This window comes from Bradyrhizobium sp. LMG 9283 (assembly GCF_045571415.1).
Taxonomy (GTDB): Bacteria; Pseudomonadota; Alphaproteobacteria; order Rhizobiales; family Xanthobacteraceae; genus Bradyrhizobium.
This window is the reverse complement of the sequence record NZ_CP120691.1, coordinates 440,899-458,877: the sequence shown is the minus strand read 5'-3', so window position 1 is coordinate 458,877 and position 17,979 is coordinate 440,899. Positions and strand designations below refer to the sequence as shown.

General features: G+C 63.0%; 13 protein-coding genes, 1 tRNA gene and 1 pseudogene. 7 read left to right on the top strand and 8 right to left on the bottom strand.

Features of this window, described 5'->3' with window-relative positions:
- Nucleotides 1-24 precede the first annotated feature (24 nt).
- From P6U29_RS02135 to P6U29_RS02120, 4 genes are all read right to left on the bottom strand, one after another.
- Nucleotides 25-762, bottom strand: a complete 738-nt coding sequence (locus tag P6U29_RS02135) for a PP2C family protein-serine/threonine phosphatase (RefSeq protein ID WP_407116118.1) — start codon at nucleotides 760-762, stop codon at nucleotides 25-27.
- Nucleotides 752-2,224 (bottom strand): hypothetical protein, encoded by a 1,473-nt coding sequence (locus P6U29_RS02130; protein WP_407116117.1) that lies wholly within the window; start codon nucleotides 2,222-2,224, stop codon nucleotides 752-754. The genes P6U29_RS02135 and P6U29_RS02130 overlap by 11 nt, the downstream gene beginning before the upstream one ends.
- Nucleotides 2,221-5,667: an AAA domain-containing protein gene (locus P6U29_RS02125; protein ID WP_407116116.1), complete on the bottom strand. Its 3,447-nt coding sequence runs from the start codon at nucleotides 5,665-5,667 to the stop codon at nucleotides 2,221-2,223. Before P6U29_RS02125 ends, P6U29_RS02130 begins: the two co-directional genes overlap by 4 nt.
- A gap of 600 nt (nucleotides 5,668-6,267) precedes the next feature.
- A tRNA-Ser gene (locus P6U29_RS02120) sits at nucleotides 6,268-6,357 on the bottom strand.
- Between the two features lie 235 nt (nucleotides 6,358-6,592).
- Between P6U29_RS02120 and P6U29_RS02115 the strand changes: the two genes are divergently transcribed.
- A complete protein-coding gene (locus tag P6U29_RS02115; RefSeq protein WP_407116115.1) occupies nucleotides 6,593-7,456 on the top strand; it encodes an alpha/beta fold hydrolase in 864 nt (287 codons plus the stop codon).
- A 467-nt stretch (nucleotides 7,457-7,923) separates the two neighbouring features.
- Here the strand turns inward: P6U29_RS02115 and P6U29_RS02110 are convergent, their stop codons facing one another.
- Nucleotides 7,924-9,048, bottom strand: a complete 1,125-nt coding sequence (locus tag P6U29_RS02110; RefSeq protein ID WP_407116114.1) for an ROK family protein — start codon at nucleotides 9,046-9,048, stop codon at nucleotides 7,924-7,926.
- A 333-nt stretch (nucleotides 9,049-9,381) separates the two neighbouring features.
- On the opposite strand from P6U29_RS02110, the gene rplU reads away from it, so the two are divergent.
- The 3 genes from rplU (at nucleotide 9,382) to P6U29_RS02095 (ending at nucleotide 10,882) form a co-directional block, all read left to right on the top strand.
- Entirely contained in the window at nucleotides 9,382-9,768 is a 387-nt protein-coding gene (gene rplU / locus P6U29_RS02105; protein ID WP_407116113.1) for a 50S ribosomal protein L21, read from the top strand.
- A gap of 103 nt (nucleotides 9,769-9,871) precedes the next feature.
- The gene (gene rpmA / locus P6U29_RS02100) at nucleotides 9,872-10,141 is read left to right on the top strand and encodes a 50S ribosomal protein L27 (RefSeq protein ID WP_008538809.1); all 270 of its coding nucleotides are present in this window, start codon (nucleotides 9,872-9,874) and stop codon (nucleotides 10,139-10,141) included.
- Between the two features lie 147 nt (nucleotides 10,142-10,288).
- Entirely contained in the window at nucleotides 10,289-10,882 is a 594-nt protein-coding gene (locus P6U29_RS02095) for a GNAT family N-acetyltransferase (protein ID WP_407116112.1), read from the top strand.
- 22 nt (nucleotides 10,883-10,904) lie between these two features.
- Here P6U29_RS02095 and P6U29_RS02090 read toward each other — a convergent pair whose 3' ends face one another.
- Together P6U29_RS02090 and P6U29_RS02085 are read right to left on the bottom strand one after the other, a co-directional pair.
- Nucleotides 10,905-12,092, bottom strand: coding sequence for an IS481 family transposase (locus tag P6U29_RS02090; protein WP_407112701.1), 1,188 nt, complete (start codon nucleotides 12,090-12,092; stop codon nucleotides 10,905-10,907).
- A 94-nt stretch (nucleotides 12,093-12,186) separates the two neighbouring features.
- Nucleotides 12,187-13,101, bottom strand: coding sequence for a DMT family transporter (locus tag P6U29_RS02085; RefSeq protein WP_407116111.1), 915 nt, complete (start codon nucleotides 13,099-13,101; stop codon nucleotides 12,187-12,189).
- 260 nt (nucleotides 13,102-13,361) lie between these two features.
- Between P6U29_RS02085 and P6U29_RS02080 the strand changes: the two are divergent.
- The 3 genes and pseudogenes from P6U29_RS02080 to P6U29_RS02070 all read left to right on the top strand — a co-directional run bounded on the left by P6U29_RS02080 (nucleotide 13,362) and on the right by P6U29_RS02070 (nucleotide 16,803).
- A pseudogene (locus P6U29_RS02080) lies at nucleotides 13,362-13,843 on the top strand (MaoC family dehydratase).
- 85 nt (nucleotides 13,844-13,928) lie between these two features.
- Nucleotides 13,929-14,972 (top strand): GTPase ObgE, encoded by a 1,044-nt coding sequence (gene obgE / locus P6U29_RS02075; protein WP_407116110.1) that lies wholly within the window; start codon nucleotides 13,929-13,931, stop codon nucleotides 14,970-14,972.
- A 196-nt stretch (nucleotides 14,973-15,168) separates the two neighbouring features.
- Entirely contained in the window at nucleotides 15,169-16,803 is a 1,635-nt protein-coding gene (locus P6U29_RS02070) for an alkaline phosphatase family protein (RefSeq protein ID WP_407116109.1), read from the top strand.
- Nucleotides 16,804-16,941: 138 nt separating this feature from the next.
- Here the strand turns inward: P6U29_RS02070 and P6U29_RS02065 are convergent, their stop codons facing one another.
- Nucleotides 16,942-17,907 carry a Bug family tripartite tricarboxylate transporter substrate binding protein gene (locus P6U29_RS02065; protein WP_407116108.1) on the bottom strand — a complete coding sequence of 322 codons (966 nt, stop codon included), beginning with the start codon at nucleotides 17,905-17,907 and terminating at the stop codon, nucleotides 16,942-16,944.
- Nucleotides 17,908-17,979: the final 72 nt, after the last annotated feature.

Here is a 17,979-nt window from a genome sequence, read left to right as displayed (position 1 = left end):
ATGCGGTCTCGGCGCGAAACTGGGTTACTTTCGGGCGCCGACGACGATTACTGTCACGTTGTCCTTTCCGCCGGCATCAAGGGCAGCAGCCACAAGCCGTTCTGCGGGACTGTCAGGTTGTCGCAGGAGAATTCCCGCAATCTCATCTTGATCAACCATGTCGCTGAGACCATCGGAGCAGAGCAGTACGCCGACGTGGTCCTCGAGCTTAAAACGCCGGATGTGGGGACGCAAAGCCTGCGGTGTCGTCGTGCCGCCGAGCGATTGGGTGAGCGCGTGGCTGCGCCCGCCTCTTCGAACCCGATCCACATTCAGCGTATCGTCGCGGCTCAACTGAAGCATCTGGCCCCGGCGGAGTTCGTACGCGCGACTGTCTCCCACGTTGAAGACGAGCGCCGAGTTCTCGAAGTAGATGACTCCTACGATGGTCGTACCCATACCGGGTCTGCCCTCGCCGGAATACATCCTCTCGAACAGCCTTCGGTTGGCATCGGCGATTATGGACGTGACATCCGCTTCGTCGCGCGCGCGATCGATCGATCCCGCGATCGTTTCGACGACTGTTCGACTGGCGATCTTGCCGCCTTCGTGTCCGCCCATGCCGTCGGCGATCACGGCCCAGCCGTGATCGCCCGCGAGCGTTCCGGACCAGCTTTCGATCGGTTCGCGACCGATCCGGTCGCCGACGAGATAGAGATCTTCGTTCGCGCTTCTTACGCGGCCGACGTGAGTGGCGGTCCACACCGGTCGGTTAGTTGCCATGTCGTCCGACCGGGTTGCTGCTGCCGAGCACGATGCTCCTGATTTCTTCGACGAACGCCGGCTTGCGAGTCACGAGTCCTTGGACGCGCATGAAACCCGTCCGGCGCGAGACTTCGCCCAGGAACGGGCGCGTCGAGATGACCGCCAGCTCGTCGTCCTGGACCAGGAAGAAGAAGTCTTGCGTCCGGCCCTTCCGGATTGTCAACCCGCCTTTGGCGGCGCGACGGGCGAATTCCGATAGGGGATCGTATCGACCACCGGTGCGCGGTTCGGTCTGGGGAGTGAGATAGGACTCGATCTCGATCTGGACACCCCCTCCTATCAACAGATCGATTTCGCGCAGTCTGGCCGCGTTGAGGATGGACGGCTGCAGTCCGGCGCTCGTGACGATCAACGATCTGCGGGCCGCCTTCAAGGCCGCATCGAGAAGTTCGGTCTGTTCGTAGCATGCGAGTGGACGGACCTCGAACGTATCCATCCCCTGCCTTGCGATCTCCAGCCGTTCTTCCGCCGCCACCAGGGCTGCGGCCACGGGGTTCAGGCCGCGCGGAGGCAAGCCGGCCGCGGCTCTTCTGACCGAGTCCACCTCCACCAGACTATCGAGCTCCAGTTTACGCGCCGCCATCATTGCCTCGCGATCGGGCATGCTCCTGTACATGGGACGCCCGACCATCTTTTCGAGCTTTTTGCTCAGATCGGTATCCGCGATCGCCCGCACAAAACCCATCTTTTTGGGGCCGCCGTGCTGCGCGAAGGCGAGTTCATACGCGTCGGAAAGCTTATCGTCTATCACGAACGCCACCTGGACCTCGTCCGACTTGTCGGCGGCGTAGACGAGCGCGACCCCCTCCCGAAAAAGGTTGTTGCGCCTGACCACGCGCTTCAGAGAAAGCACGGTGCGACGGAAGTCCTCGCTCCGCTGTCGGCGAATGACCTTCGAGATGTCCGGGATGGCCAATTCGTCGACCCCGGGCGCTTCCGCCGGATAGGGCCGGATTTGAACGGCCCCGGTCCCCTGGAGCAGGGCCGGGCGCACGACGCTCTCACCCGTCAAACGTAGGGGAATTCGGCGGATACCGTCATAGTCGACGACGATCATCTCCTCCTGGGGAACCTCCAAACGGTCGGACGAAAGGCGCAATTCGCCGGCCTCGGTGAGATGAAATGTGTCGGGACCGTCGCTGTCCGCCTCCCTCGTGACGTAGCCGTCCGAAATGAGCACGTTCATGGCTCCGATGACGACATCGAGCTTCAGTCCGAGCATGTTGGCGACGTCCGCCTCGTGCGTTTCCCCGAGCGCCAGGCAGCGCATAGCGAATTCTTGGATGGTCGGCATGAACCGAGGCGCCATCGTGATGGCCTCGAGCGTCAGGCGGAAGATCGGCAATCCGACCTCGCCGTAGTCGACGAGATGGAAGCCCTCGCGGAACTGGTATTTCCTCGCTGCAAGCTCGGGCGTCACTGAAGATCCTCCGCCGTGCAGGTGCTCTCGTTGTTGTCGATATAGTCGATCACCGACCTGAACGGATTCTTACCGCCGACGTTTCGGCAGAAGAAGTTGTCTCCCACGATAACCAGACCGCTCTTGCCCCTGGACAAGGCGACGTTCAGCCGAGGACGTTCGCGCAGGAAACCGAGGTCCTTCTCATCGTTCGACCGGACGACCGAGTAGATGCAGACATCGGCTTGCCGCCCCTGGAACGCATCGACGCTGGAGCAGGCCACGTCGAGCGACGGCCATTCGGCAATCCCGCGCTGGATCATTTCGCCGAGAAGCTTCACCTGTGCCGTGTACCCGGACAATACCGCGACCGAAATGCGCTCCTTCTGAGCCTTGGCGACGAACTCGAGGCGCAGCAGTATCTTGCGGATCTGCGCAACCTCGGTGGGGTTCTTGAAGGTCAATCCTTCGGGCTCCTCGAACCGTGTGGGCAGATCCTGGGTCGAATACCAGGTCACCGGCTTGGGGAAGGCCATGGACAACTTCAGCCCATGCGACTTTACCGGGCTCTTCAGCTTGCCTTTGTAGAAACAGGTGCTGACTAGATCGCCTATCGGCTCGATCATCCTGTACTGGCTCTTCAGCCCCGCGCGGCATCCCGCGGGAAGGCCCGCCTGCTCGTCCAGCAACCTATCGAGGAGGGTCGCCTTGACCTCATCGGCCTCGAACTCGTCTAAGAGGTCGTCACCCAACTGCTCAAAAAATGGAGGAAGCTGCTCCGGATCTCCGACGATGATGGACCGCTTGCTGCGAGACAATGGGATCAGAATTTCGGTCGCGGTCGCCTTGGACGCCTCATCGACGATGCAAAGATCGTAGGCGACCTCCTCCATGCCCCGAACGCCGGCGATGCCGACGCACGTCCCCGCGATGATCTGGGCCGACGACAGCATCGCGGCGTTGAAATCCGGGGATCGGCCGACCCGCAACAGCCAGTCCTCGAGCAGCTTCAGGCGATCCCGGCAAGCCGTGATCATGGGCGTGTCAGCTAGGAAATGGGCGGCCCATTCTCCGAGTTCGTCCAGGTCTTTCGATTGCGCGAGGCCCGCGGCGTATTCGCCCATCTTCTGCAATTCGGCGCGTAGGTCTTTTTCCTCGGCTATCGCCCGCTTGAGCGCCTGCTTGCTGACGCCGATCTCGCTGTCGATCTGCGTCGTCTCCTCCTCGACCTCGTCCTGATCGGCGGGGCCACCCGCGGAATCGATTCCTGTCTTCTCGACGCTGACCCGGTCGGCTTCCTGCCTGGCGATGCTGTCGCGAAGGCCCTTTTGGATCGCGAGCACCTGCAGGAGACGCTCGACCTTCATGCCGACCGCCACCGCTTCGCGATCGACATTCTTCTCCGACGCCCACCTCTGCATGTCCGCCTCGGCCGCCTTGCGCACGTCCTTGATCCAGGCTTCGACCCGCCGCTCGAGCAGGAGCTTGTGGCCGAGATCGGAGATGCGCGCTTCGTCGCTCCGGCCGATGCGGATCATCTCGAGCGGGAGCTCCATCTCGGTGATCCGCTCAAGGACGTTGTCCAGAGCAATGTGAGTCTGCGAAGACAGCAGGATTCTATGCCGGGGATGGCGCTTCAGCCACTGGACGACGATTTCCGCGATCAGCTTGGTCTTGCCCGTGCCCGGAGGCCCCTCGATCGCGAGGATGTCCTGCACGCCCAAGGCCTTGGCGAGAATCTCTTTCTTCTCCTCGTCGAAATCCGCGCTTGTCGGAACGACGTCGTGCACCTCCACCACCGGCTCCGCTGTATGCGGATCTATGATGATACCCTTGAGCTGTTCGCACTCGGCCCGGTCGTAGAGCACGGTATCGAGAGCCGCGGTCTGACGGTCAAGGGCCCGTTGGGCGGCGAGCGTGTTGATCGCGAGCTCTCCGCGCCTCGGCAGCCGGCTCGCATCGCCGAACGTCACGTTCAGCATGATCCTGTTGAACGCGACGCCGGCGACGATGCCAGTCACCCGTCCGCCGACCGGAAGCACGATCACACGTTCCTGTCCGACGAGGTCTTCGCTTTGCGCGAGTTCGGTGGTCAGCGCTACTCGATCCTCCACGACGCTCCGATCGACATATTTGATGGCACTCGTACGCTTCGCCTCGAGGTCGGCTCGATCGCGCAAGTAGCCGCGCCAAACGCGGAAGATCCGCTGGCCGGACCTGGCCTTGCGTTCCTCGGCCAACTGCCGTTGAAGCTCGGCCGCCTCGGCGAGCAGCAGCCCGAGCTGCTGCCCAGCCGTTTCCGGATCGCGCGGCCGGTCGAAGGTGAACGACATCGGCCGGGTCAGGCAGCGATCCCTGAGGCTCGTGGCGAGGGAGGCGTCGACTTCGAGAACGTGCACCAGCTCGAGCACCTCGTTGTGGCGCCCGCTGAAACGGCATCTGAATCGCCACGTCGCGCCGACCAGATCAACATCGGCCTTCTCGACACCGGCTGGCACGTCGGCTGGCATGAGCCCCGCGACCTCATCGAGTTCGTCCCGCACGAAACGCTCGGCGTCCTTCCGGTCCTGAAGCTCCATGCGCGAGCAAATCCTCGTCAGAACGGCGCTCGACAGGGACAGATGACAGACCGATACGGCGGCCGATGCGCGTCTGGTCTCCTCCTCCGCCCTTTCGATCTCGCTGAGAAGTGCCGACGCCAGCGCAGGCCGCTTCGAAGCGTCCTTGTCCAGGCATCGCTCGAGAATGACGCGGATGTTGCTGGGCAGGACGGCCTCCTGCAGGGCGACCCGTGGGTCTTCCTCGCTGTCGAAGATCCGGCCCGTCAAGCACGAAAGCGCGACCGCTGCGAAGGCGTAGCAATCGCGACTCAAGATGCTCCCGACGGCGTCCGGCTCCGCCGGCGTGTAACCTTTGGTGTAGTCGAACCTGAAGGTGAGCCCTTTCACCGGCGCCCAACTGCCGGCGTTGTCCAGAAGCTTCGCTATCCCGTAATCGGCGAGCTTCGGCACACCCTCCGACGACACCAGGATGTTCTTCGGCTTGATGTCGCGGTGGGCGATCTGCTTTTTCTGCCCGTAAACGACGGCGTCCAGGATCTGTCCGCCGAAGCGCCGCCAAAAATCGTCCCAGGAGCAGGGCCCGTTCCGTTGGATGACGGTCTCCAGATTGTCCTGCAGCCACTCGAGAACGATATACCAGTTCCCGTCGCCGTCCCGGTCGACGTCGATCATCTCCACGATGTTGGGATGACGAAGACCCCGCAGCATCTGGACCTCGCGCTGGAAGCCCTCGCGCGCCCTTTCGTCGGCGGGCCCAAATCGCATCCGTTTGATCGCGACGGGCCTAGTTCCCTGCGTATCGAACGCCTGCGTTACGATTGCCTGTGCGCCGGAGCGGCTGGAATTGCCTAAGGCGTATCGGTTGCCGAGGATTTCAGGAGAACGGTCGGGTGTCGTGACCATGGCAATAATGATCGCTCCAGCGGCGACTACGTCGCCGCGCGTCAGGTTGCGCGATGAACGCAATCCTTAGCGCATAAGTTGCGATTCTAAAGGGGACTAAAGTCGATAAGATTCCGCACGTTCTCCGGTTCGCGCGCCTTTTTCCACGCAGCCACTATTTTCAAGGATTCGAGCGCTTCCACGACGCGCCAAATGCGGTTCGCTGAGATGGGCTCAGGTGAGGTTCCAAAACTCAATTGAGCACGAGGCTGTCAGGGCACGATCGACTCAGCTTTGGTTCTGTAGCCCCTCCAACGCCCGTCGCGGATTTATTTTTGGCGCGAAAGGATTCGAATATTTCTAGTTGCTCTGTGCCAATCCAACGCAAGGCGAGGCCGAGGGAGACCGTTGGTAGCGCAATCCGCGGCGCACTGGAGGCGGGCCTCCGAACCGGAAAACTGGTCAAGGAAATTGGACGCAGGAAAAATCGGCAAGGATTCGACTGGGTGGAGGACGCGAAATGCGTGTACCCTGGGTGCTCCACAAGGGTGCTACACAGGCTATTATCGGATCTGCGAAAATAACCTGCTTTTGCGGAGATTCCCGAGGTCTTCGGTTAGCTGGCGGAGAGGGAGGGATTCGAACCCCCGATAGGCTTGCACCTATGCCGCATTTCGAGTGCGGTGCATTCAACCACTCTGCCACCTCTCCTGAAGGCGCCATATAGGAGCTGCGGCCCCTGTGGTTGGGGGCGTTAATAGGCGAGGATGGCGGGCCAGACAAGGCGCCAAAGGGGAAAATCCGCTGCCTCTTTCAGCCCCCTTCCTGAAGCTCTGCTCCCATGAATCGGAACGGAGCCTGGATTCTTGTCTTGACGCGTTTTCTTGGCGCGAAGCGGCGTCCATCTCGCTCGAAAACGCTTCCCGCCAAGCCCGAAGGAACCGCCATGGAGCATCTGACGATCTCGGCCAATGTCGCCGATTTCCACCTGGTCCGCGCTGGAAAGGGCAAACCGCTGCTGTTGCTGCATGGCTGGCCGGAATTCTGGCTGACCTGGGAGCCGGTCATGGCGCTTCTTTCGGACCGCTTCATGCTGATCGCGCCGGACCTTCGCGGCTTCGGCGACAGCGACAAGCCCGATGGCCCTTACGGGCCGAAGGGCCACGCGGCGGACATGCTGGCGCTGATGGACGGGCTCGGCATCGACCGATTCGGCGTGGTCGGCCATGACGTCGGGGGGGCCGTGATGCAGCCGCTGGCCCGGCGGGCGCCAGAGCGGCTCGCTGGGCTGTTCTTCTTCGATTTCGTCTATCCCGGCATCGGAGCACGGATGGCGGCCCCCGACCGGCTCAACCACATCTGGTACCAGTCCTTCCACCAGATGGAGATGGCGCCTGCGCTGATCGGTGCGAGCCGCGAGAGCTGCCGGCTCTATATCGGCCATTTCCTGAAAGGCTGGGCGCACCGGAAAGGCGCCTTCGAGGACGTCCTCGACGCTTTCGTCGATAATTTTTTGAAAGACGGCAATCTCGCCGGCGGCTTTGCGCATTATCGCGCCTCCCATGCCGGGCGGGTCGCGATGATGAAAGGCGAGGCGCCACCGCTTCCGCCGATCATTGTGCCGACCTGCGTGCGCTGGGCCGAGCACGATCCGCTGTTTCCCTATGCGTGGACGGATCGGCTGGGCGAGACGTTCAGCACGCTCGATCTTGCGATGTTTCCCGGCGTCGGCCACTTCCCGCATCGGGAAGATCCGGATCGCGCGGCAGCGGAGATCGCGGCGTTCTTTCAGCGCGTCGGGTGGAGTTGAGGCGCGACGAGGCGCGAACTCGTGCATCGATGGAGGTGCGCTCCCTCTCTCGCTTGCGGGAGAGGGTGTTTCCGCAATGGGGTTGTCCGATGGCCGAGGACGTCCCTGCGCGGCGAGAGCCTTCACCCGCCGCGCGCGGGACGATGCTTCGCATCGCCCGGGGCGCGTCGGCCTCTCCCGCAAGCGGGAGAGGCGAAGCAAGCATCAGGGAAAAACGGGGTGGGACCGCCAGACGCGGTAAACACTGGCGGTCCCGTGCCGCTCATTGAAATACTGGCCGTGAAGGGCGGCTTCGCCGGCCAAGTGGAAGCGACGATTCGACCCTAGCGTGTGGCTGGCGGGCCGCAACGCAATCCAGTCCTTAACCTAACCAGTCAAGGTTACTCTGGAGCCCGGACGGGCTTCAGATCCTCGTCTGACGCGTTTTCTTGACGCGAACCGGTCTCCACTTCGCTCGAAAACGCTAGCTAGTCCGCCTTACCCTTTTTCTTCCCGTTCTCCGTGGAATCACGGACTTTTCCGTTGCCGTTCTCCTTGCGGCGGTTAGTGAAGCGCGCATTGCCGAGCCCGGTGCCGATGGTGAGCACGCCCCAGCGCTCGACATGCTGCATGAACGGCACTTCCGACAGCCCCTGAACCACGCCGTCATTGTGCATCAGGATCGCAGTGTCGTGCTCCCCGATCTGCGGGATGGCTTCGATGAGGCTCGCCGGCAGGTTGAACTTGCTGCTCTCCCAATTGCCCGGCAGGTTCTGTGCGCCCTTCTCGATCGAGCCATCCGCGTTGATCACGCCGGGACAGGCGATGCCGATGAAGGGCGCGAGCTTGAAGCCTTCAGCCTCCGCATCCTCGATCAGGCCTTCGAGCATCTTGACCAGTCGCTTCACCGCAGTCTCGCGGCTCGGCTCGTCATCGGCGTGGCGCCACAGATCGGATTTGAAGACCTCGGCCTTGGACAGGTCGGGCGCCTTCTTGCAACGTGTCTCGACGATGCCGCAGCGGATGTTGGTTCCGCCGATGTCGACGGCGAGAATGCTGTCATAGGCCTCGAAAATCCAGGACGGCGCGAGGTGCAGGGCTCCGATCAGGCCGGCATCGTCCGGATCGAAGCGGATCGGCACCAGATCGACCTTGAAGCCTTCCGATTTCAGGATGATCTCGGCCCGGGCAATGGCAATTTCGCCGAGCCGGCTGGCGCGAAAGCCGCCGCCGACAACGATGCACTCGGTCTTGGCCCAGGCCTTGGTCTTGAGGAATCGCCGCGTGACGTAAGCAAGCTCCTGCGCGAAGTCCTCGATCGCGCTGTGCACGACGGCTGTGGCCTCGGTGTCGTCGCCGACCAGAACGGCATCGAGGGTCTTCTTGCTGATCTTGTCGGACGGCTCGTCACCGAACGGATCCTCGCCGCTCTTGCGCAGCGGCTTGCGCCATTCTTCGAGGATCTCGCGAAACGCACCCTTGCTGGCGCGATCACCAAGAAAGCCCTCGTCGTCCTTGATCTCGATGTTGAAGCTGTCGACATCCACCGACGGCAGACGGCTCGCCCCGTGCTGCGCGATACCCGTTCTCTTGACCAGCTCGTCTGCAGCCATGATAGCCCTTGCCCGCGTGTCCAATTTGCGAGGACACAACGGGGAGGGAACCCGTTGGTTGCAGAGCGGGCCGGAGATTCGTCCGAGAGTCGGAAATGGCCCAAATCCTTCAAATCCGGGACCTTTTTGGCGGTTTTCCTTGACTCTCCGCTGCCGGCGGCTATAAGTCCCACAGCCGGCGCGGGGCGTTTCTCGCGCCGCTTGTTTTTGCCTGGGTTTTCAAAGGGATAACTCCCGCCCGCGCAGACTCGCACAAACCCGTAGCGACTGACAAAAAGCCGGCCCGGACGATACCCGTCGCGAGGCCGGGATTGAACACGAAGGAAAAAAACGATGTTCGCAGTCATCAAAACCGGCGGCAAGCAATACCGCGTCGTGCCGGATGATGTCTTGGAAGTAGGCAAGATCGAAGGCGAAGTCGGCTCGATCGTGCAGTTGAATAAAGTTCTGGTGGTCGGCGGCGACACGCCGGTGCTGGGCGTTCCGACGGTCGCGGGTGCGTCCGTCGCGGTCGAGGTGCTCGACCACAAGCGCGGCCCGAAGGTCATCGCGTTCAAGAAGCGCCGCCGCAAGAACTCGCGCCGCAAGCGCGGCTACCGCGACGAGATCACCGTGCTGCGCGTCAGCGAGATCCTGACCGACGGCGCCAAGCCCACCAAGGGCCCGCGTCCGAAGAAGGAGAAGGTGGCCAAGGAGCCGGCAACGGAAGCCGCCGAATAAAATGGAATTGATCACGCCAATTCACGAATTGATGCGTGAGAAATTTTGAAATGATTCCGTCAAGGAATTGATCTAGAAATACGCAGGATTTCGGAGACGAGCCATGGCTCACAAAAAAGCAGGCGGTTCATCGCGCAACGGGCGCGATTCCAAGGGCAAGCGCCTCGGTATCAAGGCGTTCGGCGGGGAGATCGTCACTCCCGGCAACATCATTGCGCGTCAGCGCGGCACCACCTGGCACCCCGGCCTTAATGTCGGCATGGGTACGGACCACACTTTGTTCGCCAAGATCGAGGGCCGCGTTGCGTTCCAGGCCAAAGCCAACGGCCGCACCTTCGTATCGGTGCTCCCGATCGCAGAGGCTGCTGAATAGACGGTGGATCAAATTGGAGTCCGCCGGTCCCGACTGAACCGGCGGAGTCCTAGAGATCACAGAGATCGAAGGCTCCAAGGGGAGGCGGGAAACCGGCCTCCCCTTTTCGTTGCTCACTTTGACTTAGTGACTTTCACGGAGCCGGACATGTTGCAGGATTTCTCGAGCGTGACCTTGGCCGAGGCGAGACCCAGCGTCGTCGCCACCGAGCGGCTGACCTTGCGGCGGCCGACCCTCGCCGACGTCAGGACCATCGCCCGGCTCGCCAACGACCGCCGTGTCGCCGAGAACACGCGCCGCCTGCCGCATCCCTATTCGCAGGACGACGCCGCCGAATTCATCCGCGCCACCGCCGAGCTCGGCAGCGAGACCGTGTTCCTAATCGAGCACGACAGCGGCCCGGTCGGCATGGTCGGGATCGACTGCTCAAAGCCCGGCGATGCCGAGCTCGGCTACTGGCTCGGCGTCGAGCATTGGGGCCAGGGCTTTGCCACCGAGGCCGCGCGCGGCGCGATCGACTTCTTCTTCGAGGAGTTCGAAGACGAGCATCTCTATGCCGGCGCCCGCGTCACCAATCCGGCCTCGCGCAAGGTGCTGGAGAAGTGCGGCTTCCAGTGGAGCGGCGTCCAGCTGCACCGCTTCCTGGCGCTGGGCTCCTCGACGCCCGTCGATTGCTTCCGCCTGTCCCGCGGCGTGTGGGCCTCGCTGAAGAGCTGGAGCAGTGCGAGGCGGATGCGGTGACTTACCCTCCCCTGGAGGGTGTTCAGACCGGGGACATAGTGGACGGGTGTTCGGAGACATCGTGGACACTTTCGGTCGTTCCGTCGAGAGGCCGGATGTCGACGGTTGCGATGAGCTGGGTTCTGAAGACGACGTCGAAGACGCCGTCTTGTGTGGTTGGCCGGAACGCGACTGCTTTGCCGCGGAAGGCCTTGGGGACTTTGAGGTTGCGGCCGAGGAAGCTGACGTGCCCGCCCTGTTGGACGCGGCGCACGGCGTCGCCTGGTGCGTATTCGAAGGGTGCGACGGTCTCGACATAGTCGCGCGGGCTCGGCTGATAGCGGCTGGCCGGCACGGCGAGCTCGAGCGCTTCGTGCGGCCGTTGCGTGTTGTAGACCGTGCGCCATCGCTCGAAAGCACGCTGGGCGGCGGCAATATCGGTGAAGGAAGGAGCCGACAACACTTCGGCCTTGAGGCTACGGTGGAAGCGTTCGTCCTTGCCCATGGTCTGCGGATGATAGGGCCGCGAATGGCTGATCTTGATGCCATGCTCGATCAGCCAAACCCCGAGCGGGGTGAATGGGCTGCCCGGACCGTCGCCCCAGGGCGAGCCGTTGTCGGTGATCAGTCTCTCGGGCAGGCCGTAACGGCGGAAAGCCGCGATGAGATGCTGCCTGACCGTCTCGGTCTGCTCGTCGGCGCACGCCGCCAGTGCCACCGAAAAGCGCGAGTGATCGTCGAGCACGGTCAGCGGATGAAGCCGGCCGACATGCAAGGCCACGTGGCCCTTGAAGTCCATCTGCCACAACTCGTTCGGCCGCGACCGCTCGAAACGGGTGAAGGCGGGCGAACCGCCGCCGAACTTGCCCAGTTCCATCCCATGTCGCTTCAAGATCGCCGTGACCGTCGAAGGCGCCGGAACGGCGTCCCGCCCCAGATCCTTCAGTCGCCTGGCGATCTTGCGCCCACCCCAAGCCGGATGCTCGGCTCGCACCGAGAGCACGGCATCCTCGATCGCCGCAACACTGCGCGCCGGCGAACGCTGCGGTCGACGCGACTGCTCCTGAAGCCCATTGATCCCGGCCGATTGCCATCGCTCCAGCCACTTGTAGCCGGTCGTCGGGCTGATGCCGAACCGACGACACAATTGCCGAACATTGGCTCCTTCCTCCGAGGCCAACATCACAAACTCCAATCTCGCGTCCATCCGAGATACCTCGCGGAACGGCATCCGACAGCCTCCTTGATTCGCTGCCGAAAGTGTCCACGATGTCTCCGAACACCCGTCCACTATGTCCCCGGTCCGAACAGAGGGGAGGGTGAACCTAAGCCGGCGGATTGATCTCGGCACTCTCGCGCCCCAAATCCCGCTCGCGCAAATAAATGTAGAACCCGGCGCCGATGATGATGGCGGCGCCGACGAGTGTTGCGATGGATGGGACGTCGCCGAACACGACGAAGCCGAAGATCACGGCCCAGACGATCATCGAATATTGATAGGGCACCACGACACTGGCCGGCGCGAGCTTCAGCGAGCGGTTGACGCAGAACAGCGCGGTGACCGAGACGCATCCGGCGAGCGCGAAGATCACAAGACTGCCAGGGGTCGGCGGCACCCAATGGAACGCCGACAGCACAGCACCCAGCGAGAACGTACCGACGAATTGCGACGACGCCATCACGATGTCGGGCGTCTTGCGCAGGCTGCGCGTGATCAGCATCAGCGTTGCGAAGGACAAGCTCCCGCCGAGCGCGATCAGCGCCGGCAGGCTGACAGTCTGCGCCGAGGGGCGCAGCGCGATCAAGACGCCGCAGAAGCCGATCAGGATCGCGGTCCAGCGCCGCCAGCCGACCTTCTCGCCCAGAAAGATCGCCGACATCGCAGTGACGAAGATCGGACCGGCGAGATAATAGGTGATGACGTCGGCGAGCGGCAGATAGACCGTTGCGAGGAAGAAGGCAGCCACCTCCAGCGTCGACAGCACGACACGAAACAGCTGCAGGCCCGGCCGCTCCAGATGCAGGAACTGGTGACGCTGCTTCCAGACCAGCGGCGACAGCAAGAGCAGTGCCGCGCAGGCGCGCAGGAACAGCAGCTGTCCCACCGAATAGGTCCCCACCAGGAACTTGCCCATGGCATCGCCGAACGAGAACATGAAGATCGACAGCACCATCAATGCGATGCCGGCCAGCCGCGCCGAGCGGTCGTCATAGGCGGAGAGAGTCTTGAACAGGGGCATTGCTGTCGTTCTGGAAGCCGTCATTGCGAGGAGCTCTTGCGACGAAGCAATCCAGTCTGCTTCCGCGGAGACAGACTGGATTGCTTCGCTTCGCTCGCAATGACGAGCGGAGAGAGCGCGGAATAATGGCGACCAGAGTCGCTTGCAGTCGTTTTAATGACGTGAGCCGCCGGGACAAGCCCGCCACGCCGAATTGAACGGATTGTCGCACTCTTCGCATCGCGGTAGCGATACAGGCCACATCGACAAAGAGCCCTGACATGACCGATTTCGACCCTCTCAGCATCGCATGATCCCCACGCAACGCTGGTTTGAGGATTTCGTCGTCGGCGAACGTTTCGTACTGCCGAGCCGAACCCAGACCTCGGCGGTGTTCGCCGCATTCCAGACCGCGAGCGGCGACACCCATCCGGTGCACTACGACGTGGAATATTGCCGCAGCCGCGGCATGCCGCATCTGCTCGCGCACGGCTTCCAGACCTTGATCCATACCGCGCCCGGCGCGGGCCTGTTTCCGTTCATGGTCGAGGAGTCCCTGGTCGGCTTTCTCGAGCAATCGAGCCGGTTTCTCAAGCCGGTGTTCGCCGACGACACCATCTATCCGGCACTCGAGGTCACGGAGCTGGTGCCGGGACGCACGACCGGCGTTGTGACGCTGCGCAGCACCGTGTTCAACCAGCGCAAGGAGCTGGTGCTGGAGGGCACGCAGAAATTCCTGATCAGACGGCGACCGGCTGGTTAAGCAAGGGCCGAAATTCGCGGAATTTCGGCCGATTTGCGGATCAATCCGGGTTGCCGCACGGGACCGGCTGGCCTACCTATGGCCCATGAAATTCCTCGACGAAGCAAAGGTCTATATCCGCTCCGGTGACGGCGGGAACGGCTGCGTGGCGTTCCGCCGCGAGAAGTTCATCGAATTCGGCGGTCCCTCCGGGGGCAATGGCGGCCGCGGCGGCAATGTCATCATCGAGGTCGCCGACGGGCTCAACACGCTGATCGACTACCGCTACCAGCAGCACTTCAAGGCCCAGAAGGGCGAGAACGGCATGGGCTCCGACCGTCACGGCGCCAATGGCAAGAACATCGTGCTGAAGGTCCCCGTGGGCACACAGATTTTCGACGAGGACCGCGAGACGCTGATCCACGACTTCACCAAGGTCGGCGAGAAATTCGTGCTGGCCGAGGGCGGTAATGGTGGCTTCGGCAACGCGCATTTCAAATCCTCGACCAACCGCGCGCCGCGCAACGCCAATCCCGGCCAGGTGGGCGAGGAGCGCTGGATCTGGCTGCGGCTGAAGCTCATCGCCGATGCCGGCCTGGTCGGCCTGCCCAATGCCGGCAAGTCGACCTTCCTCTCCAAGGTCAGCGCGGCGAAGCCGAAGATCGCCGACTATCCCTTCACCACGCTGCATCCGCAGCTCGGCGTCGTGAATGCCGACGGCCGCGAATTCGTGCTGGCGGATATTCCCGGTTTGATCGAGGGCGCGCATGAAGGCGCGGGCCTCGGCGACCGCTTCCTCGGCCATGTCGAACGCTGCCGCGTGCTGCTGCATCTCGTCGACGCAACCTGCGAACATGCCGGCAAGGCCTACAAGACGGTGCGCAAGGAGCTCGATGCCTATGGCGGGCAGCTCACCGACAAGGTCGAAATCGTCGCGCTGAACAAGATCGACGCGGTCGAACCGGACGAGCTCAAGAAGCAGAAGGACCGCCTCAAGCGCGCCGCCAAGAAAACGCCGCTGCTGCTCTCCGGCGTCACCGGTCAGGGCGTCAAGGAAGCACTGCGGGCGCTTGCGGAAGTGATCGGCGAGAGCCCCGTCTCCGCCAAGGCGAAGAGCGCGGCCGAAGCGGAGCCGTGGTCGGCGCAATAGGGCGACACTCCCTCAACACCTCTCCCCAACGGGGAGAGGTCGAGTTGCGCAGCAAATCGGGTGAGGGCATCAGGCCCCACGAGCCACTGTAACCCCTCACCCGGCGCTACGCGCCGACCTCTCCCTATGGGAGAGGTTGTCTTCGCGCCAGCGATAGAGCAGCATTCAGCAAACTAAAAAGGGCGGAGATGGACGCATGGCGCGCGCGAAGAACGTTCTCTGGATCATGTGCGACCAGCTTCGCTATGACTATCTCGGCTGCACCGGCCATCCCACGCTGAAAACACCCAACATCGACGCCATGGCGAGGCGCGGCGTGCTCTTCACCAAGGCCTATGTGCAATCGCCGATCTGCGGGCCGTCGCGGATGTCGTTCTACACCGGGCGCTACATGCGCTCGCACGGCTCGCACTGGAACGGCTGGCCACTGCGCGTCGGCGAGCCCACGCTCGGCGATCACCTCAAGAAGATCGGCGTGCGCAACGTGCTGGTCGGCAAGACCCACATGGCGCCCGATCTCGAAGGCATGAAGGCGCTCGGCATCCCGCCGGAATCGATCATCGGCGTGCATGTGGCCGAGTGTGGCTTTGAACCTTACGAGCGTGACGACGGCCTGCATCCGACCGGTCGGCCGCGCCCGAAATACGATGACTATCTGCGCCAGCAAGGTTTTGAGGCCACCAATCCCTGGGAGCATTGGGCCAACTCAGGTGCGGCGGAAGACGGCTCGCTGCAGAACGGCTGGCTGCTGGTGCACGCCGACAAGGCCGCGCGCGTGCCGGACGAGCATTCCGAAACGCCCTACATGACGCGGCGGGCGATGGACTTCATCAGCGAGGCCGAGACCGACGGCCGGCCATGGTGTCTGCATCTGTCCTACATCAAGCCGCACTGGCCCTATATCGCGCCAGAGCCCTATGCGAGCATGTATTCGACCGATGATATGATTCCGGTGATCCGCTCCGAGCGCGAGCGGCAAAATCCGCATCCGGTGTTCGGCGCCTATATGGACATGCGCTACTCCCGCAACATGGCGCGCGACGAGGCGCGTGAGAAGGTGATCCCGACCTATATGGGCCTGATCACCCAGATCGACGACCAGATGGGCGTGCTGATGAAATTCCTGGAGGAACGCGGCCTGCTGGAGACGACGCTGATCGTGTTCACCTCCGATCACGGCGATTATCTCGGCGATCACTGGATGGGCGAGAAGGACCTGTTCCACGAGCAATCGGCCAAGATCCCGCTGATCATTATCGATCCTTCCAGGGAAGCCGACGCCACGCGCGGCACACGCAATGACGCGCTGGTCGAAGGCATCGATCTCGCACCGACCTTCGTCGATTATTTCGGTGGCAAGGCGCCCGGTCACATCCTCGAAGGGCGTTCACTGCTGCCGCTGCTGCGCGGCGAGAGGCCGCCGGATTGGCGCAAGGTGGCGTTCTCCGAATACGACTACGCCATGCAGGACGTGCGGCTGAAGCTGAACCAGCCGATCGAGCGCTGCCGCCTGTTCATGGTGTTCGACGGTCGCTGGAAATACATCCACGCCTCGGGCTTCCGCCCGATGCTGTACGATCTGGAAACCGATCCGCTGGAATATGTCGATCGCGGTGACGATCCGGAGTGTGCGGGAATCATCGCGCGGCTCCAGGCCGAGCTGTTCGACTGGGCGCTGCATCCCAACGATCACATCACGACACCCCGCGAGAAGATCGCGGCCTATGCCGACAACCAACTGCAGGTGAAGAACGGCGTTTTGATCGGCATCTGGGATGAGGCTGAGCTTGCCGCGATCAAGGATGGGATCGCGCAGCGGGCGAAGATGTAAGTGAGTGGAGCGAGGCTCTCTCCATTCGTCATGCCCGAGCTTGACCCGGGCATCCACGACTTGCGGCAACCGCGGATGCACGTGGATGGCCGGGTCAAGCCCGGCCATGACGATTGAGTGTGTGGCGCCGCGGGAGATTTAATTCTCGATCTTGTATCCCGTCGCCTTCACGATCGGCTGCCAGAACGCCGTGTTGGCGGCGAGCTCTTTCGACAGCCCATCCGCAGTGCTGCCGACCGGGATCAGCCCGATCGCGGTGAGCTTCTCCTTCACCTCGGGCTTGGCGAGTGCCGCGCTTGCCGCCGCGCCGAGCTTGCTCGCAAAATCCGGCGGACTGCCGGCCGGAAGCCACATGCCGTACCAGGCATCGGCGACGAGATCGATGCCGCTCTCCTTCAGAGTCGGGACGTCGGGCGCGAACGGCGAGCGTGCCGCGCTCGCGACCGCGATGATCTTCACGCCCTTGGCGCGATGTTGCGGCAGCGCGTCGGCCAACGTCGTGATGCCGAACGAGATGTGGCCGCCGACGAGATCGTTGAGGATCGGCGCGCTGCCGCGATAGGGCACGCGGGTCAGGGGGATCCCGAGGTCCTTTTCGAGCTTGGAGCCCATGAAATGCGGAATGGTGCCGTTGCTCGGCACTCCGAACGAGGTCTTGTCCGGATGCGCCTTGAGCCATGTTACAAAGCTCTTGAAATCGGTGGCGTCGACCGCCGGGTTGATCACCAGCGCAAATTCGAACCGCGCCAGCAGCGATACCGGCATGAAATCCTTGGCCGTATCGAAGCTCGGTGTCGTCTCCACCATCGGCAGCAGGTACATGGTCGGCCCCGTCGTCACCAGCACCATGCTGCCGTCGGGGCTTGCGCCCTTCACCGCCTTGATGCCGATGAGGCCATCGCCGCCGGTGCGGTTCTCGACCACCATGGTCCGTTGCAGCACCGGCGCTATCTCCTGCGCGATCAGCCGGCACAGCGTGTCGCCGCCGGCTCCCGCTGCGAACGGGAAGATGATCTTGCTCAGTCCGGCCTGCGCTTGCGCCCCACCCGTTTGGGCCAGTAGCGGCAGGCCGAGGCATCCGGCGATGAATGTGCGGCGGTCCATACGTTTCCTCTCCAGCCTTGTTTTTGGTTGCCGGCATTAGAGCCGGAACGGCGTCCAAGACAAGGCCGCCAT

What these genes read in the sequence shown, in the direction of transcription:
- P6U29_RS02135 (WP_407116118.1), bottom strand. Translation starts at nt 762, where the DNA reads ATGGCAACTAACCGACCGGTGTGGACCGCCACTCACGTCGGCCGCGTA.
- P6U29_RS02125 (WP_407116116.1), bottom strand. Translation starts at nt 5,667, where the DNA reads ATGGTCACGACACCCGACCGTTCTCCTGAAATCCTCGGCAACCGATAC.
- P6U29_RS02115 (WP_407116115.1), top strand. Translation starts at nt 6,593, where the DNA reads ATGGAGCATCTGACGATCTCGGCCAATGTCGCCGATTTCCACCTGGTC.
- P6U29_RS02110 (WP_407116114.1), bottom strand. Translation starts at nt 9,048, where the DNA reads ATGGCTGCAGACGAGCTGGTCAAGAGAACGGGTATCGCGCAGCACGGG.
- rplU (WP_407116113.1), top strand. Translation starts at nt 9,382, where the DNA reads ATGTTCGCAGTCATCAAAACCGGCGGCAAGCAATACCGCGTCGTGCCG.
- rpmA (WP_008538809.1), top strand. Translation starts at nt 9,872, where the DNA reads ATGGCTCACAAAAAAGCAGGCGGTTCATCGCGCAACGGGCGCGATTCC.
- P6U29_RS02095 (WP_407116112.1), top strand. Translation starts at nt 10,289, where the DNA reads ATGTTGCAGGATTTCTCGAGCGTGACCTTGGCCGAGGCGAGACCCAGC.
- P6U29_RS02090 (WP_407112701.1), bottom strand. Translation starts at nt 12,092, where the DNA reads ATGCCGTTCCGCGAGGTATCTCGGATGGACGCGAGATTGGAGTTTGTG.
- P6U29_RS02085 (WP_407116111.1), bottom strand. Translation starts at nt 13,101, where the DNA reads ATGCCCCTGTTCAAGACTCTCTCCGCCTATGACGACCGCTCGGCGCGG.
- obgE (WP_407116110.1), top strand. Translation starts at nt 13,929, where the DNA reads ATGAAATTCCTCGACGAAGCAAAGGTCTATATCCGCTCCGGTGACGGC.
- P6U29_RS02070 (WP_407116109.1), top strand. Translation starts at nt 15,169, where the DNA reads ATGGCGCGCGCGAAGAACGTTCTCTGGATCATGTGCGACCAGCTTCGC.
- P6U29_RS02065 (WP_407116108.1), bottom strand. Translation starts at nt 17,907, where the DNA reads ATGGACCGCCGCACATTCATCGCCGGATGCCTCGGCCTGCCGCTACTG.